Annotated in this window: 14 protein-coding genes and 1 pseudogene; 9 read left to right on the top strand and 6 right to left on the bottom strand. The window is 63.9% G+C overall.

Annotated elements, in window-relative coordinates; translation table 11 throughout:
* Positions 1-230 precede the first annotated feature (230 nt).
* Positions 231-635 carry a nuclear transport factor 2 family protein gene (locus CXY80_RS11095; protein ID WP_092448712.1) on the bottom strand — a complete coding sequence of 135 codons (405 nt, stop codon included), beginning with the start codon at positions 633-635 and terminating at the stop codon, positions 231-233.
* Positions 636-637: 2 nt separating this feature from the next.
* Positions 638-2,212 (bottom strand): cytosine permease, encoded by a 1,575-nt coding sequence (locus CXY80_RS11090; RefSeq protein WP_092448711.1) that lies wholly within the window; start codon positions 2,210-2,212, stop codon positions 638-640.
* Positions 2,213-2,307: 95 nt separating this feature from the next.
* On the opposite strand from CXY80_RS11090, the gene CXY80_RS11085 reads away from it, so the two are divergent.
* From CXY80_RS11085 to CXY80_RS11070, 5 genes are all read left to right on the top strand, one after another.
* Positions 2,308-2,976 carry a cyclase family protein gene (locus tag CXY80_RS11085; protein ID WP_104132544.1) on the top strand — a complete coding sequence of 223 codons (669 nt, stop codon included), beginning with the start codon at positions 2,308-2,310 and terminating at the stop codon, positions 2,974-2,976.
* Between the two features lie 70 nt (positions 2,977-3,046).
* Positions 3,047-3,985, top strand: a complete 939-nt coding sequence (speB, locus tag CXY80_RS11080; RefSeq protein WP_104132543.1) for an agmatinase — start codon at positions 3,047-3,049, stop codon at positions 3,983-3,985.
* Positions 3,986-4,098: 113 nt separating this feature from the next.
* Complete coding sequence (locus CXY80_RS11075; protein ID WP_092448708.1) at positions 4,099-4,683, top strand: cupin domain-containing protein; 585 nt, start codon at positions 4,099-4,101, stop codon at positions 4,681-4,683.
* A gap of 205 nt (positions 4,684-4,888) precedes the next feature.
* On the top strand, positions 4,889-5,032 hold the full coding sequence (locus tag CXY80_RS19490; protein WP_158251635.1) for a hypothetical protein: 144 nt from the start codon (positions 4,889-4,891) through the stop codon (positions 5,030-5,032).
* Positions 5,033-5,204: 172 nt separating this feature from the next.
* Positions 5,205-5,666 carry an SRPBCC domain-containing protein gene (locus CXY80_RS11070; protein WP_233195273.1) on the top strand — a complete coding sequence of 154 codons (462 nt, stop codon included), beginning with the start codon at positions 5,205-5,207 and terminating at the stop codon, positions 5,664-5,666.
* A gap of 219 nt (positions 5,667-5,885) precedes the next feature.
* Here CXY80_RS11070 and CXY80_RS20205 read toward each other — a convergent pair.
* The 4 genes and pseudogenes from CXY80_RS20205 to CXY80_RS11055 all read right to left on the bottom strand — a co-directional run.
* Positions 5,886-6,305 (bottom strand): annotated as a pseudogene (locus CXY80_RS20205) (aminotransferase class I/II-fold pyridoxal phosphate-dependent enzyme); the annotation flags it as partial.
* A gap of 66 nt (positions 6,306-6,371) precedes the next feature.
* Positions 6,372-6,533 carry a hypothetical protein gene (locus tag CXY80_RS20200; RefSeq protein WP_166791268.1) on the bottom strand — a complete coding sequence of 54 codons (162 nt, stop codon included), beginning with the start codon at positions 6,531-6,533 and terminating at the stop codon, positions 6,372-6,374.
* 255 nt (positions 6,534-6,788) lie between these two features.
* On the bottom strand, positions 6,789-7,193 hold the full coding sequence (locus CXY80_RS20770; protein ID WP_369828680.1) for a B3/4 domain-containing protein: 405 nt from the start codon (positions 7,191-7,193) through the stop codon (positions 6,789-6,791).
* A 103-nt stretch (positions 7,194-7,296) separates the two neighbouring features.
* On the bottom strand, positions 7,297-7,905 hold the full coding sequence (locus tag CXY80_RS11055; protein WP_233195269.1) for a helix-turn-helix domain-containing protein: 609 nt from the start codon (positions 7,903-7,905) through the stop codon (positions 7,297-7,299).
* A gap of 66 nt (positions 7,906-7,971) precedes the next feature.
* Here CXY80_RS11055 and CXY80_RS11050 point away from each other — a divergent pair, with 66 nt between their 5' ends.
* The 4 genes from CXY80_RS11050 to CXY80_RS11035 all read left to right on the top strand — a co-directional run bounded on the left by CXY80_RS11050 (position 7,972) and on the right by CXY80_RS11035 (position 11,510).
* A complete protein-coding gene (locus tag CXY80_RS11050; protein WP_092448706.1) occupies positions 7,972-8,877 on the top strand; it encodes a dihydrodipicolinate synthase family protein in 906 nt (301 codons plus the stop codon).
* A gap of 371 nt (positions 8,878-9,248) precedes the next feature.
* On the top strand, positions 9,249-9,836 hold the full coding sequence (locus tag CXY80_RS11045) for a phosphatase PAP2 family protein (RefSeq protein WP_166789501.1): 588 nt from the start codon (positions 9,249-9,251) through the stop codon (positions 9,834-9,836).
* Entirely contained in the window at positions 9,826-10,500 is a 675-nt protein-coding gene (locus CXY80_RS11040; RefSeq protein ID WP_104132541.1) for a response regulator transcription factor, read from the top strand. The genes CXY80_RS11045 and CXY80_RS11040 overlap by 11 nt, the downstream gene beginning before the upstream one ends.
* Positions 10,497-11,510 carry a HAMP domain-containing sensor histidine kinase gene (locus CXY80_RS11035; RefSeq protein ID WP_104132540.1) on the top strand — a complete coding sequence of 338 codons (1,014 nt, stop codon included), beginning with the start codon at positions 10,497-10,499 and terminating at the stop codon, positions 11,508-11,510. Before CXY80_RS11040 ends, CXY80_RS11035 begins: the two co-directional genes overlap by 4 nt.
* Positions 11,511-11,631 lie beyond the last annotated feature (121 nt).

Genomic DNA, 11,631 nt, shown 5'->3' with positions numbered 1-11,631 from the left:
ACCCGATGTGATTGACGTATATTCCTGAAAGCTGCCTATTGTTGGCGCTGGCGCAGAAGACGCTCAAATCATCTTAGAGTTACTAAGAGCGACCGCGATCGCCGATGGGTGAGGGGTGCCGAATGCCTCCTGAGTTTCAGCCTTGATTCACATTTAACCACGAGGGACCTGGCCAAGTATTTCGACGTGTCCGCTCCATTGAAACGAAGCCCGCTATCGGCGCCGGGGAGTTAGTCCGCGGCGTTGTTGGTGCGCATAGACAGGTGCTCGTGGATACCGAGCCAGGTTCCGCCTGTGAGTGAAAGCACGATGGTCTCAGATTCTTGACTTGTCGACCGTTCGCCCGCAACTTCGGAGACTGTCTCGACATCGTGGGTGAACACGGCGACGGAGCCAACCAGCTGAATGCGGCGGTTCGTAGACGTGCATGAGATGACCGTGAATCCGTCTGATTCCCATTCCAGCCAGAGCTGCTCATACTCTTCCCGCGACTCCAGGCGCCGCCCGACGTTGTGGAACATGAAGGTTGCCTGCGGGCTGAACCGGGCGAAATAGGCGTCGCGGTGGTGATGGCCGAAGTCCTCGATGATCTGGTCGGCTGCGGCCAACGCATCCGCTGTCACTGCTTCGGACATGCTCACGTTGCGGCTCCGACTCGGCGTGCTGCGACCTTGGCGGCGGTGGACGAATGGTCGGTTTCGATGGCAGGGATAGTCGATTCTCTGGTTGGTACGCCGCGTGCGCCTTGATCACCAAACACGAATCGGGGCTCGGGAAAGATCCAAAGCGCTCCAAGATAGAGTACGGCCGCCGAGATCACGGCGATCGCGAGGCTGAGATCGACGCCGCCGCCCAGATTGATGAAGGGTCCAACGATGATGGGCGGGTAGTTCGCAAAGAGCAGTCCGAGGGTAGCGGCTCCGATCCAGGCGACCATTCCGCGCCAGTTGACTCCGTTGTTGAACCAGTAAGCGCCGCCGATTTCACCGCGGTTGAAAACCTGGAGATCGCGCGGGCGAAAGTTGCCTCGGCGCACGATGTAGCCAATGGCCATGATGACCATCCATGGGGTGGTCGTGACGATGATGGCGCCGACGAAAGCGTTCACGGCGCCGAGCAGGTCGAAGAAGATGCGGCCGGTCAGGATGAAGAGGAAGGCGACGATGCCGATACCGATGGTGGCCTGGGCGCGGGTGAACCGAGGAAAGACCGAAGAGAAGTCGAGGCCCGTGCCGTAGAGGGAGGTCGTGCCCGTCGACAGTCCGCCGATGAAGGCCACTCCCATGAGGAGTACCGCGTACCAGATGGGCGATGCCTGGATGAGGGCGACGACGTAGTCGCTCTCGCCAGCGACGATCGTTGCGGTCGCCACACCGAAGAGGAAGGGAATGAGGGTGAGGGACTGGCCGATCAGTGTTGCGCCGAGGATCTTGCGAGTCGGGGTGGTGCGGGGGATGTAGCGGGACCAATCTCCGAGGAACGCCCCGAACGAGATGGGGTTGGAGGCCACGATGAGCGCGGCGGCGACGAATGTCGGCCAGAAGGAGCCGAGCGCAAAGGCCGCGGGTCCGGGATTGTAGGAGCTGTCAAACACACCGTTGAACGCGACTATAGCCAGAAGGATGAGGATCGTGTTGGCGATGACCGCGGTCTTGTTCACCAGCAGCATGAACTGATAGCCGTACACCACCACGACGATGACGATCACTCCGATCACTCCGTAGACCAGGGTGCGAAGTCCGATTGAGTCCGTTATGCCTCCAAGCCGGGTGAGCGCGCCCACGAGTGCGTCGCCACTGACCCACACCGAGATGGAGTAGAAGGCGATGGCGGTGAGAAGGGAGAGGAACGAGCCGACCACTCGCCCGCGCACGCCGAAGAATGCAGCGGATGACACCGCGTTGTTGGTGCCTGTTTTCGGGCCGAATAGTCCCATCGGCATCAGGAAGAACGTGCCGACGAGCACTCCGCAGATCGTTGCGAGGGCGGCTTGCCAGAAGGAAAGGCCAAGGACGATCGGGAAGGTACCGAGCAGCACGGTGGCAAACGTGTTCGCGCCGCCAAACTGGATGCGGAGGAGGTCGAGCCAGGTCGAGGTACGGTCGGCGTCGGGAATGGTGTCGACGCCGAGGGTTTCAACCTCGGTGATTTTTGGCCGCGCGTTTAGCTCGACGGCGGGCGCGGTGTGATGAACGCCATTGTTGTCACTCATGGGTTTGCCTTTGACTCGTGGAGGGGGGCCGGCGGAGGCGGCAGGTTTTGATTGACACTAGCGGGATGTTGTCTCCTGTGCAATAGTTTTTGACTATGAAGACAAACAAGGTCGTGGATCTCTCCCTCCTGGTGAACGCAGACACCCAGGTCTATCCGGGAGATCCTGTGCCACGGTTTGACCCGCACAGCACGATCGATCGCGACGGCTTTAACCTTCTCTCGGTGTCCATGGGGTCACAAACGGGCACCCACGTTGACGCTCCGTACCACTTTGATGATGCGGCCAAGAAACTCGATGAGTTGCCGCTGGACCGGTTCGTCGGCACAGGTGTACTCGTCGACGCCCGTGCCGCGGGCGCGCGCGGTCGCATCACGTGGTCGTACTTCAAGCCCGTCGAGGCGCAACTTCTGCCGGGAGCTATCGTGCTTCTCCACACGGGATGGAGCGCGCACTGCGGCTCACCGACGTACTTCGACAATCCATTCCTCGACGCCGATGCCTGCGCCAAACTCATTTCCCTGGGCATTCGCACCTTCGGGATCGACGCGATCAACATCGATGAGACACCGGACTCCACCCATCACGGTGAGGGCTTTCCCGTGCATCACCTCATTGCAGACGTTGACGGAGTGATCTGCGAGAACCTCACGAATCTTGCGTCGGTCGACTTCGATGAGCCCTTCATCTCTCTGCTGCCCATCGCCTTCGAGGCGGCGGATGGAGCGCCCGTGCGGGCTGTCGCGCTGCAACTTACGCCATAGGCAGGCCGCACTCCCTGTCACCACCGGCTCGCAGATCACTCTTCCACCGACTCCCTCCAAGAAAGCTCCCATGAACAATCCGATCGGTCCATCCGACGCCAGCATTTCACCCCGTTATGCCGGCATCGCCACCTTCGCCCGACTTCCCCGCATCGAAGACGTGCCCAACGCAGACATAGCCGTTGTGGGTGTGCCGTTTGACAGCGGGGTCAGCTACCGTCCCGGAGCCCGCTTCGGCCCGGCCCACGTGCGCGAGGCCTCCCGGCTGCTGCGGCCCTACAACCCCGTGCAGGATGTAGAGCCGTTCGCCACTCAGCAGGTCGTCGACGCAGGAGACATTGCGGCGAACCCCTTCAAAATCGACGAGGCAGTCGCTCAGATTGAGGCAGAGGCAACCCGTCTCGGCGCTGGCGGAACACGACTGCTGACGATTGGGGGGGACCACACCATCGCCCTTCCCCTGCTGCGGGCGGTCACCAAGGTGACGGGCCCGGTCGCGGTGCTGCACTTCGACGCTCACCTCGACACGTGGGACACCTACTTCGGCGCACCTGTGACCCACGGCACGCCCTTTCGCCGCGCATCCGAGGAGGGTTTAATTGACCTCGAAGCCAGCCTGCACATCGGTATTCGTGGCCCGCTCTACGGCCGCAAGGACCTCACCGATGACGCCCGCCTGGGCTTCGCCGTCATTGCCGCCCACGAAGTCGAGACCGAGGGCGTTGCCGGAGTCGTAAAGCGGATGCTGGCCCGCCTCGGCAACCGCCCGGTATACGTGTCCGTCGATATCGATGTTCTCGACCCCGCTCACGCTCCCGGAACCGGCACCCCGGAAGCGGGCGGGCTGACGAGCAGGGAATTGCTGGCCATCATCCGTGCGCTGAGCGCCGTGCGGATCGTCGGAGCCGACGTCGTCGAAGTCGCCCCCGCCTACGACCATGCGCAGATTACGGCCGTTGCCGCCTCCCATGTCGCCTACGAAATCCTTTCGGCCATGACACCGCGCTAAGCCCGGCCCGCGGCGACACCGGCCGTGCGCATGGCGGGGAGCGGCGAGAGATCGCGAGATACTGGGAAACAGTCCCATGTCAGGTCGAAACGCGTTAAGAAAGGCAAGGCACTGTGCGAGCTCTCAACCCGGCACCATCGGGCGCACCGCTCGCGATCGGAGCGAAACTCCGGGCAACGCGGCTAGCCCAGGCCTTGACGATCGCGGACGTAGCCGCGGCAAGTAACCTCAGCACCGGCTTCATCAGCAGAGTGGAGCGAGACGAGACCTCGCCCAGCGTGTCTTCGCTCGTGGCACTGTGCCAGGTGCTTTCCCTTCAGCTCGGCTCGCTCTTCGAGGCGCCCGATAACGAGGTCATAGCCCTCGCCGATGCGGCACTCATCAACATGGGTGGGAAGGGCGCGATCGAAAAGCTGCTCACCCCACGGGGCGAGTCACGGGTGCAAGTACTCCGCTCGACCCTCGCCCCCGGAGCCTCAGGGGGAGACGAGCTCTACACGATCAACTGCGATGTCGAGGTGTTGCACGTGTTATCCGGGAGCCTCGTCCTTCGGCTGGTAGGAGGCGAAGTTGAGCTATCGGAGGGGGACACGATGACCGTCGCGGGGCGCCAACCCCACTCTTGGGACAACCGCAGTGGGGGACAGACCGAGCTTCTCTGGACCATCGTTCCGGCCGCATGGAGCGGCTCGTCCTGACGGTTCCCACAGTTCGGCGCAACGGTTTGAGCGCGATCCGGTGCAGGAAGATTCATGTGGGAAATGGTATGCGCGATACTTTCGCCTGCCGACATCCGGTTCTAAAATAATCGTAGGCAGCCTCTTTTATGCGCCGTCGCGCGTTGCGATGGCATGACTCTCCGTCTTTCAGGTTCTTGTTGCCGAGCATCTGAAAGGCCGCGCCATGTTCGAACTTATTCTGGCCGCCACCGCCAGCACCTATTCTTTCTTGCGCCGGTTCATGCCGACCGCCATCGTGATCGACGCGATTAACACGCGGCGCGGGCTGAAGTGGGGCGTGCTGGCGATGCTGTTCGCCGTTCCGTAGGCGCTTGCAGCTATCTATTGCCGAGCACACATCCGCGTTCACCGCGCTCACCCGGCCGTGAGCAGATAGGCAATCATGGGTAGGCTCGATGAGGTGCGTTTGCTGAACTTGCTGACGTGCCGCTCGGCGGGCAATGTCCCGTCGCGCTCGGCTTGAACGTGAAGGAAACACCGTGTCTGATCACGCAAGAATCAAGGGGCACACAGTAACCCGCACCGTGCACATCGAGGCCTCGCGCGCGCGCGTCTGGAAGGCGCTGACCGACCCCGAGGTGATGGTCAAGTGGTTTGGCGACGGTGCGGGGTTCGCCGCGCTCGAACCCGGTGCTACTGGCAGCATCGACTGGGATGACTACGGCAGCTTCCCGATCGAAATCACCGAGGTCGTGCCCGACGGCTCGTTCGGCTTCCGTTGGTCGGGCATCCCCGCCGAACAGCTCGACGAGTACTCGACGCACGTGCGCTTCACCATCGCCGATGCTAGTACCGGGACGGATGTCACGGTGATCGAATCGGGCTTCGATACACTTCCCGGCGGCACCCGCTACCGTCGCGAACGTCTTGAGCAGAACCGGGAGGGCTGGGACGTCGAACTCGACGAGCTCGCGCTCCTCTTCGAGGGTGTCTCGGAGTAGCTCACGATGACGGGAGTTGCTCGACGAGTTAGCCACGTTGCGCGGCCGGTAGAGGACTATGTGGCGGAGCGCAGAGGATGTGCGTGAAAGCTCGCAAAATCTGCCCAGAGCGCGGTTCGTAACCCCGCCGACGTCGACCAAGGCGTCATGGCGGATTCGGTCGATCAGGGCGGCGTTGCCGGTGACGACGCCGTCCATCGCGTCACCGTGACCGTTGATGTACTTCGTTAGCGAGTGCACGGCGAGATCGGCGCCGTGTTCGAGAGTGCGGAAGAACGGTGGGTGTGTGAAGGTTGCGTCCACGCTCAACAGGAGCCCCTTGTAGTGGGTGATGGCCGCGAGGGAGCTGATGTCGGCGACCTTGGTGGTGGGGTTCGCGATTGTCGCGACGTGGATCAGCTTCGTGCTGGGCCGGATTGCTTCCCGGACCGCGTCGTCGTCGGCGACGTCGACGAAGGACGCTTCGATCCCGTACCGTTCCGGCAGCAGCTCAGAGAACAGTCGCCAGACAGCCTCGTAGGTGACGTCGGAGACGATCACGTGATCGCCAGTGCGCAGCAGGGTGAAGAATACCCCGTGTAGGGCCGCGACACCGGTCGCGAACGCTACCGTCACCTCCCCGCCTTCGAGCGCTGCGATCTTTCTTTCAAGGGCTTCCTGGTTGGCGGAACCATTCCGCCCGTAGACCAGCTGCTCGGTCGCTGATCAGTTCATCGATGCCGGGTCCTCGGGCAGCAAATAGGAGTTCGCCATCACCAACGGGCTCCGGATCGCGCCCGTACCGGCATCGATGCGGTTACCACCATGGACGGCCCAGGTGAGGTCGCCAACGGTCGAGGCGTCGTGCTTGTCCGGTGAAGGCGTCATGGCAGTCCTGTTCCGGGAGGTAGAACGCGAGTGGCGAGGTCAGTTGGGGGTGGGGCGCGCGAGGATTCGCGATTCGACGCCGACGTGGGGGCCGAGCCGGGCGAGGTGGGTGGCGAGGTCTTCGTGCAGCTGCTCGTCGGTCATCGCGGCAAGCGCATCCAAGATGGACAGGGCACGTGTGGTGCTGTCGCTCAGCCGCGTGAGGCGGCCTTGACGCCAGTTCCACCGCCGGCAGGTGACGCCGGCGTCATCGCACTAGACGACCTCACCGGAGTCGGGGTGCTCGGTGACGTCGGCGCCGCCGGCACTGGTATCGAAAGTGTCGTCGCCAGTGGCACGGATGAGGCGGGGTGCGCCGACGTAACGGTCAAGGTCCTCGCCGCCGAGAGGCACCTGATGCAGGACGGAGATCGCGTTATAGAGGTCCGTCAGCCGGTTCACCCGTGGCAGCCCGTCCCCGGCCCGGCGAAGGAGCGCCTCGAGGCTGTTCCTCGTGCGTTGCGGTTTCGCACCGAAGCCACGGTTGGCATCCCGCCACGCCGCAACGTGTGGCACCTCCTCGACCGGTGCTGCTGCCAGGAGGTGCCGGGCTGTTGTCTCCGCCTCGTGGAGCAGAGCGTCACTGGCGTCGTCGCTTTCCCCCGGGGTGAGGCCAGACACGGTGAGGAGGCAGGCGCGGTAGTCCGGTCGAAGCGCGAAGATCTCATCGTCGACGCAGGCCCCGCTGAGGAGGTCGTGTTAGGTCGTCATGGTGTTCCTGCCGTCAGGTGGTCTGGTGGGAGGGGCGTGGGCTGGACGTACCGACGCCGGGCTCGAAGACGGCAAGCGTGAACTCCGCAGTGGATTTCGACGTGTTCGCGTAGGCGTGCGCTTGGTCGCCATCGAACGCGAAGGTGTCGCCGGGGCTGAGGCTCACCTCATCGGGGCCGACGGTGAGGTTCACCACGCCTCTGCCGACGTGCAGGATCTCTCGTGTGCCAGCAACATGGGGCGTGTTTTCGTGGGTATCTCCGGGGGCAAGGGTCCACTGCCACAGTTCCAAGACGTCGGGCGACGGGGTACCCGCAAGCAAAATTCCACTACCGCCGCTCGGGCTTGACCAAAGTTCCGCGCCGTCGCCGCGACGCGTCAGTGCCGCTGGAACACCGTCCCGGGCTGCGACCAGCGTCGGAAGGTCGATTCCGAGCGCATCACTGAGAAGGAGCAGGGTCGCCACGCTCGGGTTGGCCTCGCCTTTTTCGACCTTGACGATCATCCGACGGCTGACCCCGGACTGCGCCGCCACCTCATCGAGCGTCCACTTCAGGGCATGCCGGCACGCTCGAATGCGCGCGCCGATGACCGCCGCCAAGTCATCCGGTTCAACACCCACACGGTGCATTATAGTGCACTAGGATGGAAGGACTGCCGCAGCTACTGCCATCCGAATGGAGTGCCCATGTTCACCGGTCTGAGCGCCTTCCCCTTGACGCCGCTCCGCAACGACGCATTCGACGAGACCGCCTACGCGGGGCTGATCGGGAAGTTGGTCACTGCGGGTGTCGACTCGATCACCGCTCTCGGCTCGACCGGGTCGTACATGTATCTGGACCGCGAGGAGCGACGCCGGGTGGCACTGTGCGCCGTCCAGCACGCCGAGACGGTGCCAGTGATCGTCGGCATTGGTGCGCTCCGCACGTCGCACGTCCTCGCCCTGGCGGAAGACGCGCAGGAAGCTGGCGCACGCGCCGTGCTGCTGGCACCGGTCAGCTACCAGCCGCTCACGGACGATGACGTCTTCGGGTTGTTCGAGGACGTGACCTCGAACCTGTCTGTGCCGTTGGTCGTCTACGACAACCCCGGCACCACCCACGTCACCTTCACCGACGACTTGTACGCCAGCATCGCCCGACTCCCGCAGGTGGCCGCGATCAAGATCCCGGGAGTCCCCGGAGTGCCAGCCCGTGCCGCCGCCCGGGTGCAAACAATCCGGGATGCGGTGCCCGCACACGTGACCGTGGGGGTCTCTGGTGATGCCTCGGCAGCGACCGGGTTGAACGCCGGATGCGACGCCTGGTACTCCGTGATCGGCGGAACACTCCCCGAACTCGCCCTCGCGATCACACGGGCCGCACAAGACGGCGATAGCAGCGAAGCCGAGCAACAGTCCGCGCGGCTCGAGCCGCTGTGGGCCCTCTTCGCCGAGCTCGGCGGGAGCTACCGGGTGGTTGCCGCGATCGCAGAACAACTGGGCTTGGTGGCCCCGGACTGTCTGCCGCGCCCCATCCGAGGGTTGAACGCTCCGGCACGCGCCCGCGTCGAAGCTGTGATGACCAGGCTGCAGCTCGGAGCCGAGACCGCGTGAGCTATTCGACAACCGCGGCCGCCACGGCCTGCAGGCCGCTGCGAATGCGGCTGTCCACCCGGTTTCCCACGGCCAGTTTACCGGGAGGTGCACTGCTTGTGTTCATCGCGTCGTTCGGTGAACTGCTCCGGGTAGGTGTTGAAGGAACCAACTCCTGCGGAGCGGGACTGAATGGTCAGTGAGAGCCCGTCCCGGCAGGCACAATTCTTAGACTGTTCTGTGACGTGACGGGTAAGTCTGGGGGGATGAGCTCAGAAACCCGACCACTGCACAGGTTCGTTCGGACCGCTCTTCCCGCGGCTGGAGTCATTCTCACCGTCATAGCCACTGGGTTCGTGGTCATCGGGTCGGCGGGGTGGACGGACGGGGAGATGAATGTTCTCCGGCAGGTAAACGCTGACCACAGCGCGCCTCTGGACGCGGTGGCCCTCGGCATTGACTGGCTGTTCAGCCCCGCAGTGGGCGTGGTACTGGTCTTGTTGGCAGCCGGATCGGTGCTGCTGTTGACCCGGCGACCCGGCGCGGCGATCCGCTTCGTGCTGGTGGTGATGATTCCCACGCTGGGCGCCGACGTGATCAAACTCCTGGTGCAGCGGGCGCGACCTGACATACCGTCGCTGCCGCACATCCTGCTGCTTGAACCGGGTGGTCTCAGCTTTCCGAGCGGACACACCAGCTTCGCCGCCTGCTTCCTGCTCGGGGTCGTCCTCGTCACGGCCGGTCACCGATGGCATCCGTTTGTGATTGGAACGGCCGCGGTGGTGGTGCTCGCCACGGCTGCGTCCCGGGTCTATTTGGGGGTGCATTACCCGTCGGATGTGGTGGCGTCGGTCGTGTACTCGCTTGCTGCCGTGGCGCTGGTGAACGCCGCTTCGGTGCTACTACTGGCACACTGGAGCGAACGTCGATCCGGCCTCCACGCTGGACCCGTGCACGGAGGAGTCTGGAATGCCCGCTGAGAGCACAGCTCGCCCCCGGCTGTTGTTGATCGAAGATGATGCCAAGCTCGGCCCGATGATCCGCGACGTGCTCACGGAAAACTACGATGTCACCCTGGTCGCCGACGGCGCGGAGGGACTTGCGGCCGGTCTCGGCGGCGAGTTCGAGGTCATGGTGATCGACCGGCGCCTGCCGACGTTGGACGGCCTCGGAGTGGTTGAAGCGCTCCGCCGCAAACTGGTGACCACTCCCATCCTGCTCCTCACTGCGCTGGGAACGACGGGGGACAAGGTGGCCGGGCTGGACATTGGCGCCAACGATTACCTGGTCAAACCGTTCGAATTCGATGAGCTCTTCGCCCGGCTCCGGGCCATCCGTCGGGTCTTCACCGGGGAGGGCCGCACGGTGCTGGTGGGCGCCTGGGAGTACTACCCCGACAGTCGAACGATCTATTCCCCGTATGACGGGCGCATCCTGCTGACGGTGAAGGAGAACGAACTGCTCAAATTGTTAGCGGATGCCCCACAACGCACGTTCTCCCGCCAGCAGATCCTGCAGACCGTGTTTAGCGCCGCGGACACCGCCGGGACGGTGGACACCTACGTGCATTATCTGCGGCGCAAGACCGAAACCGACATCGTCCTCACCGTGCGCGGTGAGGGTTACCGCCTGGGACAGCCATGATCCGAAGCCGCACCCGCATCGTTGACAGCGACACCCTCGCCATCCGTCGGGCCTCCCGACTCGTCGGGACCCGCATCGCGATCGCGTGCGCTGCGGTTGTCGCGGTGGTCATCGTTGCCGTCTTCGTTTACATCCTGTCCGAGATCTCGCCCGGTGAGCTGTTCGAACCGGTGCCCGACACCGACAACCTGCAAGTCAGCGCAGTCAACCTGCTGCGGGCCGCGGGAGTGTTGGGCGTGGCATTGATCATTCTGGCCGGGGTGTTGAGTTTTCTGGTCACCCGCCGGGCCGTGCAACCGCTCGGTGATGTGCTGCGCATCCAACGGGCGTTTGTCGCTGACGCCAGCCATGAACTCCGAACCCCGCTTGCGGTGCTTGATGCCCGCCTGCAAATTCTGCAGCGCACCCTCCCCGCCGATGACCCGTCGTCCTCGGTCGTTGCGGAGCTCCGCAGCGATGCGAAGGACCTCATCCACATCGTCAACGACTTGCTCGAATCTGCTGAAGTCGGCGGCGCGGCCGTGCACGATACCGTCGTCGTCGACCTGGTCGCTGCCGTCGATGCCGCCGTGCAATCGATGGCACTGATCGCCGTCGATAAAAACATCACCATTGAAATGGATGCAGCCCAGCCCGCGCCGGTGCGCGTGCCCGCCTCCAGCATCACCCGCTGCGCGGTCGCGCTGCTGGATAACGCTGTGCGCTTCGCCCCCAGCGGGTCGATTGTCGCGGTGGGCGTGGCCGTGACCAAGAAGACGGTGGTGGTCACCGTGCGCGATCGCGGCCCCGGCATTCAAGGCATCGACCCCGCCCGCATCTTTGATCGATTCGCGCACTCCGGCGCGGCCGTAGACGGTGGCGGGGACGCCCGAACGGGGTTTGGTATCGGCCTGTCCTTGGTGCGGGAAATTGCGGTGCGCTACGGAGGAGCCGTGCACGTCGTCGACAGCGGCGCCGCAGGCACAGCGATCAGCCTCACCCTCCCGCGCGCGAAGCCAGCCGCGGCCTGATCCTGCTCCGTCGAGCAGGTCGCCGCTTACCTGGTAAAAAAATCGATTGCGATGATTGCTTTCTTCTGTGAGAAGTCTTAGACACCACCGTGTTCGCTGGTGTTACCGACCCCATCCCAGG

Source organism: Cryobacterium sp. M91 (assembly GCF_002929615.1).
In the GTDB taxonomy this organism is placed as follows: Bacteria; Actinomycetota; Actinomycetes; order Actinomycetales; family Microbacteriaceae; genus Cryobacterium; species Cryobacterium levicorallinum.
This window is presented reverse-complemented; position numbering and strand designations above follow the sequence as displayed.

Excerpts from the sequence above, each read along its gene's own strand:
- speB (WP_104132543.1), top strand. The coding sequence starts at position 3,047 with ATGAACAATCCGATCGGTCCATCCGACGCCAGCATTTCACCCCGTTAT.
- CXY80_RS11045 (WP_166789501.1), top strand. The coding sequence starts at position 9,249 with ATGAATGTTCTCCGGCAGGTAAACGCTGACCACAGCGCGCCTCTGGAC.
- CXY80_RS11040 (WP_104132541.1), top strand. The coding sequence starts at position 9,826 with ATGCCCGCTGAGAGCACAGCTCGCCCCCGGCTGTTGTTGATCGAAGAT.
- CXY80_RS19490 (WP_158251635.1), top strand. The coding sequence starts at position 4,889 with ATGTTCGAACTTATTCTGGCCGCCACCGCCAGCACCTATTCTTTCTTG.
- CXY80_RS11085 (WP_104132544.1), top strand. The coding sequence starts at position 2,308 with ATGAAGACAAACAAGGTCGTGGATCTCTCCCTCCTGGTGAACGCAGAC.
- CXY80_RS20200 (WP_166791268.1), bottom strand. The coding sequence starts at position 6,533 with ATGACGCCTTCACCGGACAAGCACGACGCCTCGACCGTTGGCGACCTC.
- CXY80_RS11095 (WP_092448712.1), bottom strand. The coding sequence starts at position 635 with ATGTCCGAAGCAGTGACAGCGGATGCGTTGGCCGCAGCCGACCAGATC.
- CXY80_RS11090 (WP_092448711.1), bottom strand. The coding sequence starts at position 2,212 with ATGAGTGACAACAATGGCGTTCATCACACCGCGCCCGCCGTCGAGCTA.
- CXY80_RS11035 (WP_104132540.1), top strand. The coding sequence starts at position 10,497 with ATGATCCGAAGCCGCACCCGCATCGTTGACAGCGACACCCTCGCCATC.
- CXY80_RS11050 (WP_092448706.1), top strand. The coding sequence starts at position 7,972 with ATGTTCACCGGTCTGAGCGCCTTCCCCTTGACGCCGCTCCGCAACGAC.